This is a genomic window from Xanthomonas sp. F10 (assembly GCF_014206815.1).
Taxonomy (GTDB): Bacteria; Pseudomonadota; Gammaproteobacteria; order Xanthomonadales; family Xanthomonadaceae; genus Xanthomonas_A; species Xanthomonas_A indica.
In genome coordinates this window covers 298,158-313,894 of record NZ_JACHNP010000002.1, presented here as the reverse complement: position 1 = coordinate 313,894, position 15,737 = coordinate 298,158, and the positions used below count along the sequence as shown (strand labels likewise).

Below are 15,737 nucleotides of genomic sequence, written 5' to 3'. Positions count from 1 at the left end.
GAATCCACTCTGCAGCAGATCCGTGCCGGATAGCGTTCCACCTTGCATCGAGGCAGACGCAGGTGCGAGCTTGCGCCGCTGGCGCGTCACCCTTCCCTTCCCCCGCTTGCATCACCTGGATCGCGCCTCAATGGCCAACCCCTACTACCGTGGCCCCGTCAGCGACCATTTCGACGGCGTGCGCTTCTTCAACCCCGGCCAGCCCACCATCGACAACGCGCTGGGCAAGGTCCTGCGCTGGAAAGCCGCCAGGGGCGCGGTGCGCTGGCCCGCGCAGGTCCCGGTGACGCCCGCGGTGCCTGCGCCGCGGCACGATGGCCTGCGCATCACCATGGTCGGCCACGCCACGCTGCTGATCCAGGCCGCCGGCCTCAACCTGCTCACCGATCCGGTGTGGTCGCAGCGTGCCAGTCCTTCGCAGATCGCCGGGCCCAAGCGGGTGACGGCACCGGGCGTCCGCTTCACGGACCTGCCGCCCATCGATGCGGTGCTGCTGAGCCACAACCACTACGACCACTTCGACCTGGCGACCTTGCGCACGCTACACGACGCGCACCAGCCACTGTTCGTGATGCCGCTGGGCAACGACGTCCTGTTGCGCAAGCGTGTCCCCGATGCGCGCATCGCGACCGGCGACTGGCGCGACCGGCTGCCGATCGGCGACGCCGCGACGGCGACGCTGACCCGCGCCAACCATTGGTCCAGCCGCGGCATCGCCGACCGCAGGATGGCGCTGTGGTCCGGCTTCTTCATCGAGACCGCGCGAGGGTCGGTGTGGTTCGCGGGCGACACCGGCTACGGCGATGGCGCCATCTTCCGCGAGATCCGCGATCGGCACGGTGCGCCCGACGTGGCCTTGATCCCGATCGGTGCCTACGCGCCGCGCTGGTTCATGGCGCCGCAGCACATCGACCCGACCGAAGCGGTGCGGATCTTCCAGGACACCGGCGCGCGGCGCGCGCTCGGCATCCATTGGGGCACCTTCCAGCTCACCGACGAAGGCCGTGAGGAGCCGCGCGAGGCGCTGTCCGCCGCACTGCACCTGGCGGGCCTCGCCGCCGCCGACTTCGTCGCCGCCGAGCCTGGGCAAGCCTTCGACTTCGCCGATCCGGCGCCCTGACGCACGCCGAAGTGAAGCGTGCGGCGACGATGGACGGGTGCCTCTCAGACGTCGGTACCAGAGATTCCACCGTAGGAGCGGCTTCAGCCGCGACGGGCATTCCTAGGAATGCCCGTCGCGGCTGAAGCCGCTCCTACGAGACACGTTCCGTCGTGACGATGCGGCGAACCGCGGAGGTTGGCGGTCGGGCATTGCGAAGTAAGAGAGCGCGCAGGCGCAGACGGCTACACTCGCGCTCCCGCCCACCAGGACACCGTCATGCGCGACCTCAGCCCTTTGCCTTCCATCGCCCTGGGCCGCTACCGCCACTTCAAGGGCGGCGAGTACGAGGTGCTGGGCGTGGTCCGCAGCAGCGAGACGCTGGAACCGCTGGTGCTGTATCGGCCCCTGTACGGCGAAGGCGCGATGTGGGTGCGACCGTATCCCATGTTCGTCGAGCAGGTGGAGGTCGATGGCATGCGCCGCCCGCGCTTCGCACCGATCGACGCGGACGCCTGAGCCGCGCGGGCGATGGCCGCCGCCTTGCCTGGCGCGGCGCGCTAGCGCTTGGACGCGCTGTCCACGTCGCTCTTGGTGGCGGCGTGATCCTGCGCGGGGCGGTTGCGGTTCTTCTTGGCGCGGGTCACCAGATACAGCATCGCGGCGATGAGCAGGACGAACAGTCCGGCGACCCAGGGCATCAGCGTGGTGTCCATTCGACACTCCAGTTCGGTTGTGCAGTGGTTACCAGAGCACAGGCGCAGTGAAGGCCTTGGCTAGCGCACGTCGCGCAGCGCCATCTGCGCAGCGCACGCGCATGACGAGCGACTTTCATCGATCGTTCCTGGCCCGGCTCGTCGGCGTCCGTGTGGACGGGCGCAGAGACACGCCCCGCATCACGTGAACTTGCAACCGATGACTCCAGACGCGTGGCCAGGGCGCTATCGATGCCTGGGACGCCGGGCAGGGGCATTCGCGAGGAGCGCGGCAAACCACGTGTGCGGGGTGCCTTCGTGATGCCAAGGCGTGCCGGCGGCCACACCACCCAAGCGGCCCTGCACCGCCTCGACCCCAATCAATGCATTGACATACGCCCTGTACGCAAATAACGTACGCGACGTATGTGAATGAGATCCCCTCAATGCACCCGCGCCGCAGCCGCCGCGAGATGATCGAGACCACCCGCGCCAGCCTGCTGGCCGCGGCACGGCAGGCATTCGCCACGCAGGGCTTCGCGCATACCTCGATGGACGTGTTGACCGCCGAGGCCGGCCTCACCCGCGGCGCGCTGTACCACCACTTCGGCAGCAAGGACGGCCTGCTCATCGCGGTCATCGAGCAGATCGAGGCCGAGGTGGGCCTGCGCCTGCAGGCGGTCTCCGACGCCGCGCCCACACCGTGGGACGGCTTCCGCCGCCGCTGCCGCACCTACCTGGAGCTGGCGCTGGAGCCGGAAATCCGCCGGATCATCCTGCAGGACGCGCGCGCAGTGTTCGGCGACGTGCCGCCGGCGGCGCAGTCGGTGGGCATCGCCGCGCTGCAGGCGGCGCTGCAGGCCTTGATCGCCGCCGGCACGGTGGCACCGCTGCATGCCGGGGTGATGGCTCGCATGCTCTACGGCGCGATCACCGAGGCGGCGTTCTGGATCGCCGAGCCGGATGCCGACCTGCACGCGCGACTGGCCGATGCGCTGGCCGCGCTGGACCGGCTGCTCGACAGCCTGCGCACGCGCTGATCCCGCAGCGCTCCCCGTTTCGCCACCCGCCCAGGATCACGCATATGCACTGGCGCAACACCGCACAGCGCTTCGGCGCCCTCGCCAAGCTGTTCCACTGGACCACCGCCGCCGCCTTCATCGGCGCGTATGCAGTGGTGTACTACGTCATCTGGTTCATGGACGACACCTCGGACGCCTCCCTGCCGGTGCTCAACCTGCACTGGGTGCTGGGCCTGCTGGTCGGATTCCTGGTGCTGCCACGACTCCTGTGGCGCTGGCTCGACGTGCAGCCGGAGGATCCACCAGGTTCGGCGCTGGAGCACCGGCTCGCGCATCTGGCGCACTGGGGTCTGTACGCACTGCTGATCGTGATGCCGCTGACCGGCTATATCGGCACCGGTGCGCCGACCGACCTCGGCCTGTTCCGCATTCCCGGCTTCAACGAGACCGCGCTGTTCGCCTGGATCAGCCGCACCTGGCAACTGAGCTGGGAGGCGTTCGAAGCGCCAATCGACGTGGTGCACCACTTCATCGGCAAATGGATCGCGTGGGGAGTGGTGCTGCTGCACGTAGCCGCCGCACTGTTCCATCACTGGGTACGGCGCGACGAGGTGCTGACCCGCATGCTGCCGTGGCGCGTGGCGCGTGTCCGTGGTGATGTGACGCCGCCTGAGGCAACGCGCGCCTAGCGTCGCTCCGGGACCTGCGCCGCGCGGGCCACGGCCGCCCCCGATGCCAAGGGCCAGCGCACCTCGAACCGCGTCCCGCTGCCGGCGGGCAGGCACAGCGCATCGCCGCCATGCGCTACCGCAATCGCCTTGACCACCGCCAGGCCCAGGCCGCTGCCGCCGCTCTTGCGCGAGCGCGACGGATCGCCGCGGCGGAAGGCATCGAATACGCGCGCGGCGATCTCCGGCGCGATGCCGGGGCCGGTGTCTTCCACGTACAGCACGCACTGGCCCGCCTGCGCCTGCACACCGACCCGCAGGGGGCCCGGCTCGGCGTAGTGCTGCGCGTTCTCCAGCAACGCCATCAGCGCCTGGCGGATGCGCACCGCATCGCACAGCACCGGCGTGTGCAGCGCCAGCGAGGATTCCAGTACCAATCCGCGCGCGGCCAGACTGGCGGCGAACGCATGCAGCACCGCCGCCACTTCCTGGGCCAGGTCGGCCGGCGCCTGCTGCAACTCCAGGTGCCCGCTGTCGGTGAGGCTGAGCACGCGCAGGTCCTCGATCAGCCGGTTCAGGCCTTCGACCTGCCGCAACAGGCTCTCGAACGCCGCCACGTCCGGCTCGAACACGCCCTCGGCCAGGCCCTGCAGGCGTCCGCGCAGGATCGTCACCGGCGTGCGCAGTTCGTGGGCGACGGCGGCATTCCAGAACGCACGTTCGCGGGTCATCGCCTGCAGGCGATCGGCCATGGCGTTGAAGTCGCGCACCAGTTGCGCGGTCTCGCCCAGCGCATGCGCGTCCATGCTCGCGCGCGCATGCAGATTGCCCTGGGCGACTTCGCGCAGGCTGTGCGCCACCGAGTTCAACGGGGTCAGGATGCGCCGCGACAGCCGCACCGCCACCGCCACCGCGATCGCCACGGCCAGCGCCGCGGTGATGCCGATCCACACCATCTCCACGCGCGACGGCACCCAGGTGTCGGAGATGCTGTTCGGCTGGTAAGCCGTCGCCAGCGCATAGAACACGTAGGAGCCGACCACCGACAGCAGGATGATCCACAGCGCCAGCGCACCCAGCGACAGGATGACCTGGCGGCGCAGGCCGGGGGCGCGGCTCACGCGCCGGATCCGAAGCGGTAGCCGACGCCGCGCACGCTGGCCGGCGTGCCCTGCACGCCCAGCGCCTCCAGCTTCTTGCGCAGCTTGCTGATGTGGCTGTCGATGGTGCGCTCCTGGGTGTCGCCTTCTGGCAGGCAGGCCTCGAGCAGTTCGGCGCGGCTGAACACACGCTTCGGCGCGCGCATCAGCCGCACCAGCAGCTTGAACTCGGTGAGCGTGAGGTCCAGCGTGTGCCGGTCTTCGCCCACGCGCACGCTGGCCTCGTGCTGGTCCAGGTCGACATGGAAAGCGCCCACGCGCAGGCTGCGCGCCTCCTCGACGCCGTTGCCGCGGATGCGCCGCAGCACCGCCTGCACCCGCGCCACCACCTCGGCCGGATTGAACGGCTTGACCACGTAGTCGTCGGCGCCCAGCCGCAGGCCCATCAGCTTGTCGATGTCCTGGTCCAGCGCGGTGAGCATGATCACCGGCGTCTGTCCACGGTGGCGCAGTTCGGCCAGCACCTTCCAGCCGTCCACCGCCGGCAGTTGCACGTCCAGCAGGATCAGGTCCGGGTCCAGCGCCAGGTGCAGGTCCAGCGCGGCGCGGCCATCGGCGGCGTGGGCACTGCGCAGCCCGCTGCGCGCCAGGTAGGCGCTGAGGATCTCGGCGATCTCGCTCTCGTCTTCGGCGATCAGGACCAGCGGCGCGGGTGCGGGCACGGCGGCGCCCGGAGAGGAAACGGACATGGGGCAGCGAAGGCGCGTCGGCCCGGACGGGCGGATCTCCATCATATCTCCACATCGCATCGAACGCCGCGCAACCCGCGGCCGCGACCATGCGCGGCTTGGGCATCCGCCGCATCCGCGGTGGCAGCAACGAGGCACGAGGCATGGGCATGCGGCAACAGGTACGGACTCTGGGAATCGGTGGCGCGCTGGCGTTGGCCCTGGCTGGCTGCGGCGGTGGCGCGCAGCCGCAGGCGGTGGCCGCGCCGGTGCAGGTCACCGCGATGACCCTGCGCCCGGCGCCGATGACGGTGAACGTGGATCTGCCCGGCCGCGTGGCCGCGGTGCGCAGCGCGCAGATCCGTCCGCAGGTCGGCGGCATCGTGCAGCGTCGCTGCTTCGAGCAGGGTGCCGACGTGCGCCGCGGCGATGCGCTGTTCCAGATCAACCCCGCACCGTTCAAGGCCGAGATGGACACCGCCGCGGCCGCACTGCACCGCGCCCAGGCCGCGCAGGTACTGGCCGACGTGCAGCATGCCCGGCTACAGCGGCTGGTCGAGTCCCGCATGGTCAGCCGGCAGATGTACGACGACGCCGCCTCGCAGCGCGCCCAGGCCGCCGCGGCGGTCGCCGAGGCCAAGGCGACGCTGTCGCGGCGGCGCCTGGACCTGACCTTCGCCACCGTGGATGCGCCCATCGACGGCCGCATCGACCAGGCGCTGCTCACCGAGGGTGCGCTGGTCTCGCCCAGCGACAGCGCGCCGATGGCGGTGATCCAGCAGATCGACCAGGTCTACGTCGACGTGCGCCAATCCGCCGCCGACCTGGACCCGCTCGACCCGGCCGCGCGCGCGCAGGCCGCCGCTGGCGACGGCCTGCCGGCGCAGATCCTCGACCGTAGCGGCGTGCCCTCGGGGCTGAGTGGGCGCGTGCTGTTCTCCGGCATCAACGTCGATGCCGGCACCGGCGACGTGCTGCTGCGCATCCTCGTCGACAATCCGCAGCGGCGCCTGCTGCCGGGCATGTACGTGCGGGCGCGGGTGCCGCGCGCCCACTACGCGCAAGCGCTGCGCGTGCCGCAGCAGGCGGTCACCCATGTCGGCAAGCGCGCGCAGGTCTGGGTGCTGGACGCCAATGCGCGCGTGCGCAGCGTGACGGTGCAGCTGGGCGAACTGGTGCAAGGGCACTACCGCGTCGTCGCCGGACTGCAGGCCGGGCAGCAGGTGGTGGTCGAAGGCATCGACCGGCTCAGCGCCGGCACCCGGGTGAAGGCACGCGCGTGGCAGCCGCCGGCCGTCGCCACCGCGGCCGCGGACTGAGCCGAGGACGCCGCCATGCCACAGTTCTTCATCGAGCGCCCGGTCTTCGCCTGGGTGATCGCGCTGTTCATCGTGCTGTTCGGCACCCTGGCCATCGGCCAATTGCCCGTGGCGCGCTATCCCTCGGTGGCGCCGCCGTCGGTGTCGCTGACCGCGTCCTACCCCGGCGCCACGCCGCAGACCCTCAACGACTCGGTGGTGAGCCTGGTCGAGCGCGAGCTGTCGGGGGTCAAGAACCTGCTGTATTTCGAGTCCACGGTGGACACCTCGGGCAGCGCGCAGATCACTGCCACCTTCAAGCCCGGCACCAATGCGGAGCTCGCACAGGTGGACGTGCAGAACCGCATCAAGGCGGTGGAGCCGCGCCTGCCGCAAGCGGTGCGGCAGAACGGCCTGCAGGTGGAATCGGCTTCTTCCGGCTTCCTGATGCTGGTCGGCCTGACCTCGCCCGACGGCCGCTACGACGAAGTGGCGCTCAACGACTACCTGGCGCGCAACATCGTGCAGGAGCTGCGGCGCATCGACGGCGTCGGCCGCGTGCAGCTGTTCGGCGCCGAGCAGGCCATGCGCGTGTGGGTGGACCCGGACAAGCTCATCGCCTATGGCCTGACCATGACCGAGCTGGCGCAGGCGATCGAGCAGCAGAACGCGCAGATCGCGCCCGGCCGCCTCGGCGACGAGCCGACCGTGCGCGGGCAACGCCTGACCGTGCCGCTGACCGTGGCCGGGCAACTGACCACGCCCGCGCAGTTCGCCGCCATCGTGCTGCGTGCCGACAGCGGCGGCGCGCGGGTGACCCTGGGCGACGTGGCGCGGGTGGAACTGGGCGCGCAGTCCTATGGTTTCTCCAACCGCGAGAACGGCGCCGCCGCCACCAGCGCGGCGATCCAGCTCTCGCCCGGCGCCAATGCGGTGCGCACCGCGCAGGCGGTGAAGGAACGCCTGGCGGAACTGGCCGCGAGCATGCCGACGGGCATGACCTATTCGATCCCGTTCGATACCGCGCCGTTCGTGAAGCTCTCGATCAAGCAGGTGCTCAAGACCCTGCTCGAAGCAATGGTGCTGGTGTTCCTGGTGATGTACCTGTTCCTGCAGAACGTGCGCTACACGCTGATCCCGGCCATCGTCGCGCCGATCGCGCTGCTGGGCACCTTCGCGGTGATGCTGCTGGCGGGCTTCTCGATCAACGTGCTGACCATGTTCGGCATGGTGCTGGCGATCGGCATCATCGTCGACGACGCCATCGTGGTGGTGGAGAACGTCGAACGGATCATGGCCAGCGAAGGCCTGCCGCCGCGGGAGGCGACGACCAAGGCGATGCGCGAGATCACCGGCGCGGTGGTCGGCATCACCCTGGTGCTGACCGCGGTGTTCATCCCCATGGCCTTTGCCAGCGGGTCGGTGGGCGTGATCTACCAGCAGTTCACCCTGGCGATGGCGGTATCGATCCTGTTCTCGGCGTTCCTGGCGCTGACCCTGACGCCGGCACTGTGTGCCACCCTGCTGCGTCCGGTCACGCCCGGCCATCACGCCAAGCGCGGCTTTTTCGGCGCGTTCAACCGTGGCTTCGAGCGCCTGGCGGGCGGCTACGCCACGCGCGTGACCTGGCTGCTGCGCCGCGGCGGGCGGGTGATGGCGGTGTTCGCGGCGCTGTGCGTGGCGCTGGTCTTCGCCATGCGCGTGCTGCCCTCGGCGTTCCTGCCGGAAGAGGACCAGGGCTACTTCATGACCTCGATCCAATTGCCCACCGGCGCCACCAGCGAGCGCACTCTGGACGTGGTCAAGGCGTTCGAGCAGCACGTCGCCACGCGCCCGGCGCTGGCCTCCAACCTGGTGATCCTGGGTTTCAGCTTCTCCGGCTCGGGCACGAACGCGGCCATGGCCTTCACCATGCTCAAGGACTGGGACCAGCGCCACGGCGCCAGTGCGCGCGACGAAGCCGAGCGCGCACAGCAGGCGATGGCGACGCTGCCCGAAGGCACGGTGATGAGCCTGTTGCCGCCGGCCATCGACGAGCTCGGCACCTCCTCGGGCTTCACCGTGTACCTGCAGGACCGCGGCAACCGCGGCGAGGCGGCGTTGATGGCCGCGCAGGCGCAACTGCTGGACCTGGCCGCGCGCAGCGACGTGGTCAGCGATGTCTATGCCGACGGCCTGCCGCCGGGCAAGAGCATCCACCTGGAGATCGATCGCCAGCAGGCCGAGACCATGGGCCTGTCGTTCGCCACGGTCAGCAGCACACTGTCGGCGGCGATGGGCTCGCTGTACGTCAACGACTTCCCCAATGCCGGGCGCATGCAGCAGGTGATCCTGCAGGCCGACGCCGCGTCGCGCATGCAACTGGACGACGTGCTGGGCCTGCGTGTGCGCAGCGACAGCGGCGGCATGGTGCCGCTGCGCGAAGTGGTGCGCGCCAGCTGGACCGATGCCCCGCAGCAGTTGATGCGCTTCCAGGGCTTCCCGGCCGTGCGCATCGCCGGCGGCGCCGCGCCCGGCGTGTCCAGTGGCGCGGCCATGGCCGAGATGGAACGGCTGGCCGCGCAACTGCCGCCCGGCTTCGCCGTGGCCTGGACCGGGCAATCGCTGCAGGAGCGGCAGTCGGCCGCGCAGGCGCCGCTGCTGATGCTGCTGTCGGCACTGGTGGTGTTCCTGGTGCTGGCGGCGCTGTACGAGAGCTGGTCGATTCCGCTGTCGGTGCTGCTGGTGGTGCCGCTGGGCCTGCTCGGCGCAGTGGCGGCAGTGATGCTGCGCGGCTTGCCCAACGACGTGTTCTTCAAGGTCGGCCTGATCACCATCATCGGCCTGTCGGCAAAGAACGCCATCCTCATCGTCGAGTTCGCCCGGCAACTGCACCGCGATGGCCAGGGCCTGGTGGAAGCGGCGACCAACGCCGCGCGCCTGCGCCTGCGCCCGATCCTGATGACCTCGCTGGCCTTCGCCCTGGGCGTGGTGCCGCTGATGCTGGCCAGCGGCGCCAGCGCCGAGACCCAGCACGCCATCGGCACCGGCGTGTTCGGCGGCATGGTCAGCGGCACCGTGCTGGCGATCTTCTTCGTGCCGGCGTTCTTCGTCTGCGTCGTGGGGCTGCAGGAGCGGGTGGCGCGCTGGCGTGCGCGGCGCGGCGGCGGTGCGTCAGTCGAGAACTAAACCGGCATGTCCATGCGTCGAGCCAACGCGCCGCTGGCGCTGCCGCCCCTCTCCGTAGGAGCGGCTTCAGCCGCGACGCGACCAAGCATGACGAGAAGGTCGTCTCTCATCGTTGCGCAGCATCGTTCGCATCCACACCACAGCGCCGATCACTGCCCTCACCCCACCCGGCACAACGGCACTTCGCCCGGCCGCAAGGTCAGCACCCGCACGCCGCTGGCGGTCACCGCCACGGTGTGCTCGAACTGCGCCGAGAGCTTGCCGTCGCGCGTGTGCACCGGCCATTGCTCGGGCAGCGAGCGGATCGCCGCGCGCCCCTGGTTGAGCATCGGCTCGATGGTGAACACCATGCCCTCGCGCAGCTCCAGGCCGGTGCCAGCATGACCGTAGTGCAGGATCTGCGGTTCCTCGTGCATGGCGCGGCCGATGCCATGCCCGCAGTACTCCTTCACCACGGTGTAGCCCTGCGTGCGCGCATGCCGCGCGATGGCGTGGCCGATGTCGCCCAGCCGCGCGCCGGGACGCACCGCGGCGATGCCCTTCCACATCGCCTGGTAGGCGGCCTGCACCAGCCGCCGCGCCGGATAGGCCACTTCCCCCACCAGGTAGGTGGTGCTGGAGTCGGCGATATAGCCGTGCTTCTCCAGCGTGATGTCCAGATTGACGATCTGCCCATCGCGCAGCACATCGTCGGCCGACGGCACACCGTGGCAGACCACGTCGTCGATGGAAGCATTGAGCACGAACGGGAACCCGTACTGGCCCTTGCTCGCCGGCCGTGCGCCCAGTTCGTCCACGATCATCCGTTCGACCAGATCGTTGAGTTCCAGGGTGCTGCGGCCCAGCAGCGACATCCTGTCCAGCCGGGCGAACACCTGTGCCAGCAGGCGCCCGGACTCCGCCAGCAGCGCCAGCTCGTCCGGCCGCTTGATCACGTCCGCCCCGGCGTCACCGCCTGCGGCCGCACCCCCGCCGCGCGCAGCTCGCGCGCCACGATGTCCTGGAACGACAGCTCCGGATTCATCTCGCACAGCATGCCGACCTTGATCCAGAAGTTGGCCTGCGCGTTGATCGACCGGCTGGTCACCGTGCAGGCGCGGCGCAACTGATCGTGCAGGTCGTCGTCGATGTTGACGATGCCCATGAGTGGGCTCCCGAAATGGAGGATATATGGATCGTATACGATTCATATGTGGCCAGCAAGCCGCCCACGTTGTTGTTCTGCCCAGATCAGCCGCGACGAGGCATCGCCGGTAACCCGTCGCGGCTGAAGCCGCTCCTACGACCGAGGCTCGTTGCCATCGATGGGAGGCCTTGCGTCGGCGATCGCATGCAACCTGTACCGTCCCCTGGGTCGCCGATCTCAAGACATGAGACGCCGCCGCCGCATGCTCGCGCGCTCCCCGCTGCCGCCATGGCCGCCTTTTCGTTGCAGGACGTTGTTTGCGCACGTGCGCTGACGCGTCATCACCGCGGCCGCGTTGGCCCGTCCTGGGCCAGGCCATGCACGGCGCCCACCGCACCCGCGGCGCGCCCTGCCCGTCGCGGGCGAGCGGTCGGCGCTGGCTCGGGGATTTCTCCATCGATGGATCGCAGCATGTTCAAGGCACGTATCGGCGACCTGTTCGCCAGCCACGCCCAGGTCTACGCGAATGCGGTCAATTGCGCCGGCATCATGGGCAAGGGCATCGCGCAGGAATTCAAGCGGCGCTACCCGGCCATGTTCGAAGACTACGCGGCGCGCTGCAGGGAGGGCCGCGTGCGTATCGGCGAACCGTCTCTCTATCAGGATGCCAGCGGCATCCGCATTCTCAATTTCCCGACCAAGCGCCATTGGCGCTCGCCGTCGCGGCTCGAGGACATCGACGCAGGGCTGGACTACCTCGCCGCGCATCTGCGCGAATGGGACGTGCGCAGTCTTGCCCTGCCGCCGCTGGGGTGCGGCAACGGCGGCCTGGCCTGGGGCGAGGTGGGTCCGCTGATCTACCGCAGACTCGCGCACCTGCCGGTCGACATCGAGGTCTATGCGCCCTACGGCACGCCGCTGGCGCAACTCGAGCCCGCCTTCCTGTCGCAGCCGGGGCATGGGTCGGCCGAGGGCACTGGCACGCGGGTCGCGCCCCAGCCAGGCTGGATCGCGATCATGGAAGTGCTGCGGCGGCTGCAGGCCCGGCCGGAGGCGCGGCCGCTCGGGCGTACGCTGTTCCAGAAGCTCTGCTGGGCCATGACCGAACTGGGCGTGCCGACCGGGCTGGCGTTCGGCAATGCCGGCCGCGGACCGCGCCAGGGCGATGTCCGGTCCATCCTGACCGACTTGGCCAACCGCAACTGGCTGCACGAGCAGCCGCAGGGACGCACCATGGCGCTGCGCGCCTCGCCCCAGTACGACAGGGAGCATGCCCGGTTCGCCAGAACATATGCATCCTACGAAGCGGAAATCGCCAAGGCCGTGAACCTGTTCGCCCGGATCAGGAACACCGACCAGGCCGAGGAGCTCATGACGGTGTTCCAGGCCACGCGCCATCTCCAGGCGGCGCATCCCGGACAGTTGCACGACGCACAGCAACTCCTTGCCCACTTGCGTGACGCACAGGCGATTGGGGAATCGGAAGAAGCCCTGCGCGCGGCGGCCGCGATGATCGACACGCTGCTGGCGCTGGATTGGATCCGCTTGCGCTGAGCGTGGCGCTGCGATGGCGCGCCACCGCGCAGGTGTTGCAGCACGAACCTCCGCAATGCGACACCGCGGCACGACGTCATGGCCGGCGCCCGTGCAGCCCGCTGCATCGCGTGCAGGCGCCGCCGCTCACGTGCATGTGAGCGGCGTCACGCGATCGGTCAGAAACGCACGCGCCAGACGCTGTTGCCGACGTCGTCGGCAATCAGCAGCGCGCCGTCCTTGTCCTGTGCCAGGCCGACCGGGGCGCCGAACAGCTGCGACTCGTCCTGCGAGTGGAAGCCGCTGACCACGGTCTGCGGCGGGCCGACCGGCCGGCCCTGCCGGAACGGCACGTACACCACCTGGTAGCCGCTGAGCGGCGAGCGGTTCCAGCTGCCGTGCTCGGCCACGAACGCACCTTCGCGGTACTTCGCCGGCAGCGTACCGCCACGGGAGAACCACAGGCCGAGCGCGGCCACATGCGAGCCCAGCGCGTAGTCCGGCTTGATCGCCTTGGCCACCAGATCCGGGCGCTGATCCTTGACCCGCACATCCACGTTCTGTCCGTAGTAGCTGTACGGCCAGCCGTAGAAGCCGCCGTCCTGCACCGAGGTCAGGTAGTCGGGCACCAGGTCGGCGCCGATCTCGTCGCGCTCGTTGGCGATCGCCCACAGCTTGCCGGTGCGCGGCTCCCACTGCAGCCCGGTCGGATTGCGGATGCCCGAGGCGAAGATGCGGCTGCTGGCCGAGGCCACGTCCACTTCCAGGATGGCCGCACGGCGGTACTCCACGTCCAGCCCGTTCTCGCCGATGTTGCTGTTGGAGCCCACGCCGACGTACAGCTTGCGTCCGTCGGGGCTGGCCAGCAGTGCCTTGGTCCAATGGCGCTCGATCGTGCCGGGGAGATCGGCGAACAGCGTGCCGGGCGCGGTGATCTCGGTCTGGCCCGCGACGTAGGGGAACTTCATGATGTTGTCGGTGTTGGCGACATACAGCGCATCGCCAATCAGCTGCACCCCGAACGGCGAGTGCAGCCCCTTCAGGAACGCATGCTGCTCCCATCGGCCGTCCGCGGTCCTGCGCAGTAGGGTGATGCGATTGCCGCCCTTGGCGCTCTTGCCGGAGCGGCTCTGGACCAGCCCCGCAATCAGTTGCTTGGGCGTGGTGACCGGTTCCATCCCCGGCGAATTGGCTTCCACCACCAGCACGTCGTCGTTGGGCAGCACGTACAGCTGGCGCGGATGTTTCAAGCCTCCGGCGATCTTCTCGATCTTCAGGCCCGCCGCCACCGTGGGCGCCTGCCCCTCCTTCCAGCCCACCCCTTCGGGAACCTGCATCGGCGGCAGCAGGAAGTTGCGCGGCTGCGGCAGCGGCGGCGCGTTGCCCGCCTGTTGGGTCGGCTCGATCGAAGCCTTGCCGCTGCAGGCGGCCAAGGCCACCGCGCAGCTCAGCGCGAAGACGGACAGGCACAGGCGCTTAGCCATGGGCGTAGCCCTCGCGTGGCATGGTGCGGATGGCAATGAGCACATGCCCGATCGCCAACAGCGCCACCGTGGCGATCGAGAGCCAGAGCCCTGCCGGGACCACCGCATACGCATCGCGGCTGTGCACGAAGGAATTGAAAATGGCGGCGACGACGGCGAGCAGGTTCAGCCAGAAGTCGAGCCGTTCCACCTGCAGCACCGAGCGCCGCGAGGTGATCCAGACCTGCACCAGGTTGATCAGGCGCGGCACGATGGCGATGACCAGCCCGATCGCGATCAGCCAGGCAGCCGCCTTGGTCCACAGGATCACCCCGCTGCGGACGTAGACGATGTCGAAGATCAATGCGGCGACGAAGCAGCCGAACGGAATGGGATTGAGCAAGCCGTAGATGGCGTTGGCCACCACGGAACGGCGCGGTGCAGTCTGCAGAGGCATGAGACGGCTCTCGACGAAAGGAAGAAGGGGGCGAAGCGCTCGCTCACCACGAACCCGCGGAACGTGCCGCTGTGCGGGTGAGACCCACTATCTGCCCGCCCCTGTCTAGAGGGCGTCGCGATGGCACTGCACACAATGACTTGCCATCCCGCATGGCTGCCGCGGTCGCAGCCGCGTTCGCAGCGCTAGGTGCGTGCGGGCGCGACCGGCGCTCCGCTGCTCTCGCGCACCGACAGGCTCACCGGCACGATCGTCCTGCGCGGCGCTACGGCGGCGTCCAGCCGCTCCAGCACCAATTGCGCCGCCTGGCGACCGCGGGCACGCGGCTGCGCGGCGAGCGTGGTCAGCGCGGGCGTGCTCACCGCGGCCTCGGGGATGTCGTCGAAACCGGTGATCGCGAAGTCCTGGCCGGGGCGGATGCCGCGCGCGAGCAGGCCCAGCATCAGCCCGAGCGCGACGGTGTCGTTGTAGCAGACCGCCGCAGTGGGCGGCGTGTCGTGGACGAACAATTCGCCATGGCGTGCCGCCGCCTCCAGGCGATTGGGCGCCGACTCGATCAGCCAGGCAGGGTCGACCGGCAGCTTGGCCTGCCGCATCGCCTGCGCGTGGCCGGCGCGACGCTGCCGGCAGGAACTGGAGTCGGCATGGCCGCCGTAGAAGGCGATGCGGCGGTGGCCGAGCGCGATTAGGTGCTCGGTGGCCAGTTGCGCGCCGCGCTGGTTATCCAGGCCGAGGAAACTCCAGTCGTCGGCGCCGGCGAGTTCGCGGTTGAACAGCAGCACGTTCGCGCTTGCACCCAGCACGGTGTGCAGTTCCGCAGCGTCGCTGCCCTCGGCCGGCGACAGGATCACGCCGGCCGGGGTGTGTTCCATCAGCGAGGCCAGCACGGCCTGCTGCCGCGTGGGCGATTCGCCGGTGCTGCCGAGCAGGGTCACGTAGCCCTGCTCGCCCAGCGCCTCGTCCACACCGGCGGCGAATTCGGCGAAGAACGGATTGGCCAGGTCGTTGATGACCAGGGCCACGCAGGTCGAGGTGCGCCGACGTAGATTCGCGGCGCCACGGTTGTAGACGTAGCGCTGCCGCTTCAGCTCCGCCTCCACCCGCGCGCGGGTGTCGGCATGCACCAGCGGGCTGCCGCGCAGCACCAGCGACACGGTGGCGCGCGAGACCCCGACCGCATCGGCGATGTCGGTGACGGTCACCACCCGCTGGCGATCGCGCGCGGCGGTGGCGGCCGGCGCGGTCTTCTTGGCCTTGGCGGCCGGCTTCGTCGTGCCCGGTGCCGCCTTGCGCGAGGCGGTCTTGGCGGCCTTGGCACCGCCTGCGGATGCGGTTCGAGATGGACGCTTCTGGCGCATCGGATCGATTCCTTTCGGACGA

Annotated in this window: 15 protein-coding genes; 7 read left to right on the top strand and 8 right to left on the bottom strand. The window is 69.7% G+C overall.

Features of this window, described 5'->3' with window-relative positions:
• The first annotated feature begins 130 nt into the window (after nucleotides 1–130).
• Nucleotides 131–1,120 (top strand): MBL fold metallo-hydrolase, encoded by a 990-nt coding sequence (locus FHR56_RS12855; RefSeq protein ID WP_160945525.1) that lies wholly within the window; start codon nucleotides 131–133, stop codon nucleotides 1,118–1,120.
• A gap of 258 nt (nucleotides 1,121–1,378) precedes the next feature.
• Entirely contained in the window at nucleotides 1,379–1,618 is a 240-nt protein-coding gene (locus tag FHR56_RS12850; protein WP_160945526.1) for a DUF1653 domain-containing protein, read from the top strand.
• Between the two features lie 41 nt (nucleotides 1,619–1,659).
• Here FHR56_RS12850 and FHR56_RS12845 read toward each other — a convergent pair whose 3' ends face one another.
• A complete protein-coding gene (locus FHR56_RS12845; RefSeq protein WP_019796750.1) occupies nucleotides 1,660–1,815 on the bottom strand; it encodes a hypothetical protein in 156 nt (51 codons plus the stop codon).
• 425 nt (nucleotides 1,816–2,240) lie between these two features.
• On the opposite strand from FHR56_RS12845, the gene FHR56_RS12840 reads away from it, so the two are divergent.
• Together FHR56_RS12840 and FHR56_RS12835 are read left to right on the top strand one after the other, a co-directional pair.
• A complete protein-coding gene (locus FHR56_RS12840; protein ID WP_160945527.1) occupies nucleotides 2,241–2,834 on the top strand; it encodes a TetR/AcrR family transcriptional regulator in 594 nt (197 codons plus the stop codon).
• A 44-nt stretch (nucleotides 2,835–2,878) separates the two neighbouring features.
• Nucleotides 2,879–3,505 (top strand): cytochrome b, encoded by a 627-nt coding sequence (locus tag FHR56_RS12835; RefSeq protein ID WP_160945528.1) that lies wholly within the window; start codon nucleotides 2,879–2,881, stop codon nucleotides 3,503–3,505.
• Here the strand turns inward: FHR56_RS12835 and FHR56_RS12830 are convergent.
• Nucleotides 3,502–4,605: an ATP-binding protein gene (locus tag FHR56_RS12830; protein ID WP_160945529.1), complete on the bottom strand. Its 1,104-nt coding sequence runs from the start codon at nucleotides 4,603–4,605 to the stop codon at nucleotides 3,502–3,504. The two genes, FHR56_RS12835 and FHR56_RS12830, sit on opposite strands and share 4 nt — an antisense overlap.
• A complete protein-coding gene (locus FHR56_RS12825) occupies nucleotides 4,602–5,333 on the bottom strand; it encodes a response regulator (protein WP_184502639.1) in 732 nt (243 codons plus the stop codon). The genes FHR56_RS12830 and FHR56_RS12825 overlap by 4 nt, the downstream gene beginning before the upstream one ends.
• Nucleotides 5,334–5,482: 149 nt before the next feature.
• On the opposite strand from FHR56_RS12825, the gene FHR56_RS12820 reads away from it, so the two are divergent.
• Nucleotides 5,483–6,631: an efflux RND transporter periplasmic adaptor subunit gene (locus FHR56_RS12820; RefSeq protein WP_202406822.1), complete on the top strand. Its 1,149-nt coding sequence runs from the start codon at nucleotides 5,483–5,485 to the stop codon at nucleotides 6,629–6,631.
• 15 nt (nucleotides 6,632–6,646) lie between these two features.
• Entirely contained in the window at nucleotides 6,647–9,778 is a 3,132-nt protein-coding gene (locus FHR56_RS12815; protein ID WP_160945530.1) for a multidrug efflux RND transporter permease subunit, read from the top strand.
• A 158-nt stretch (nucleotides 9,779–9,936) separates the two neighbouring features.
• Here FHR56_RS12815 and map read toward each other — a convergent pair whose 3' ends face one another.
• Together map and FHR56_RS12805 are read right to left on the bottom strand one after the other, a co-directional pair.
• Complete coding sequence (map, locus tag FHR56_RS12810; protein ID WP_160945531.1) at nucleotides 9,937–10,713, bottom strand: type I methionyl aminopeptidase; 777 nt, start codon at nucleotides 10,711–10,713, stop codon at nucleotides 9,937–9,939.
• Entirely contained in the window at nucleotides 10,710–10,922 is a 213-nt protein-coding gene (locus FHR56_RS12805; RefSeq protein ID WP_010340731.1) for a ParD-like family protein, read from the bottom strand. Before FHR56_RS12805 ends, map begins: the two co-directional genes overlap by 4 nt.
• Before the next feature lie 453 nt (nucleotides 10,923–11,375).
• On the opposite strand from FHR56_RS12805, the gene FHR56_RS12800 reads away from it, so the two are divergent.
• A complete protein-coding gene (locus FHR56_RS12800) occupies nucleotides 11,376–12,458 on the top strand; it encodes a macro domain-containing protein (RefSeq protein ID WP_237473018.1) in 1,083 nt (360 codons plus the stop codon).
• A gap of 158 nt (nucleotides 12,459–12,616) precedes the next feature.
• Here FHR56_RS12800 and FHR56_RS12795 read toward each other — a convergent pair whose 3' ends face one another.
• The 3 genes from FHR56_RS12795 to FHR56_RS12785 form a co-directional block, all read right to left on the bottom strand.
• Complete coding sequence (locus FHR56_RS12795) at nucleotides 12,617–13,921, bottom strand: sorbosone dehydrogenase family protein (protein WP_184502638.1); 1,305 nt, start codon at nucleotides 13,919–13,921, stop codon at nucleotides 12,617–12,619.
• Nucleotides 13,914–14,357: a DUF2231 domain-containing protein gene (locus tag FHR56_RS12790; RefSeq protein WP_160945533.1), complete on the bottom strand. Its 444-nt coding sequence runs from the start codon at nucleotides 14,355–14,357 to the stop codon at nucleotides 13,914–13,916. The genes FHR56_RS12795 and FHR56_RS12790 overlap by 8 nt, the downstream gene beginning before the upstream one ends.
• A gap of 185 nt (nucleotides 14,358–14,542) precedes the next feature.
• A complete protein-coding gene (locus FHR56_RS12785; RefSeq protein ID WP_202406801.1) occupies nucleotides 14,543–15,715 on the bottom strand; it encodes a LacI family DNA-binding transcriptional regulator in 1,173 nt (390 codons plus the stop codon).
• Nucleotides 15,716–15,737: the final 22 nt, after the last annotated feature.

Bases quoted from the DNA above. Each gene is read 5' to 3' on its own strand.
- FHR56_RS12825 (WP_184502639.1), bottom strand. From the start codon at position 5,333: ATGTCCGTTTCCTCTCCGGGCGCCGCCGTGCCCGCACCCGCGCCGCTG.
- FHR56_RS12805 (WP_010340731.1), bottom strand. From the start codon at position 10,922: ATGGGCATCGTCAACATCGACGACGACCTGCACGATCAGTTGCGCCGC.
- FHR56_RS12835 (WP_160945528.1), top strand. From the start codon at position 2,879: ATGCACTGGCGCAACACCGCACAGCGCTTCGGCGCCCTCGCCAAGCTG.
- FHR56_RS12820 (WP_202406822.1), top strand. From the start codon at position 5,483: ATGCGGCAACAGGTACGGACTCTGGGAATCGGTGGCGCGCTGGCGTTG.
- FHR56_RS12790 (WP_160945533.1), bottom strand. From the start codon at position 14,357: ATGCCTCTGCAGACTGCACCGCGCCGTTCCGTGGTGGCCAACGCCATC.
- FHR56_RS12845 (WP_019796750.1), bottom strand. From the start codon at position 1,815: ATGGACACCACGCTGATGCCCTGGGTCGCCGGACTGTTCGTCCTGCTC.
- FHR56_RS12785 (WP_202406801.1), bottom strand. From the start codon at position 15,715: ATGCGCCAGAAGCGTCCATCTCGAACCGCATCCGCAGGCGGTGCCAAG.
- FHR56_RS12795 (WP_184502638.1), bottom strand. From the start codon at position 13,921: ATGGCTAAGCGCCTGTGCCTGTCCGTCTTCGCGCTGAGCTGCGCGGTG.
- FHR56_RS12815 (WP_160945530.1), top strand. From the start codon at position 6,647: ATGCCACAGTTCTTCATCGAGCGCCCGGTCTTCGCCTGGGTGATCGCG.
- FHR56_RS12800 (WP_237473018.1), top strand. From the start codon at position 11,376: ATGTTCAAGGCACGTATCGGCGACCTGTTCGCCAGCCACGCCCAGGTC.
- FHR56_RS12840 (WP_160945527.1), top strand. From the start codon at position 2,241: ATGCACCCGCGCCGCAGCCGCCGCGAGATGATCGAGACCACCCGCGCC.
- FHR56_RS12850 (WP_160945526.1), top strand. From the start codon at position 1,379: ATGCGCGACCTCAGCCCTTTGCCTTCCATCGCCCTGGGCCGCTACCGC.
- FHR56_RS12855 (WP_160945525.1), top strand. From the start codon at position 131: ATGGCCAACCCCTACTACCGTGGCCCCGTCAGCGACCATTTCGACGGC.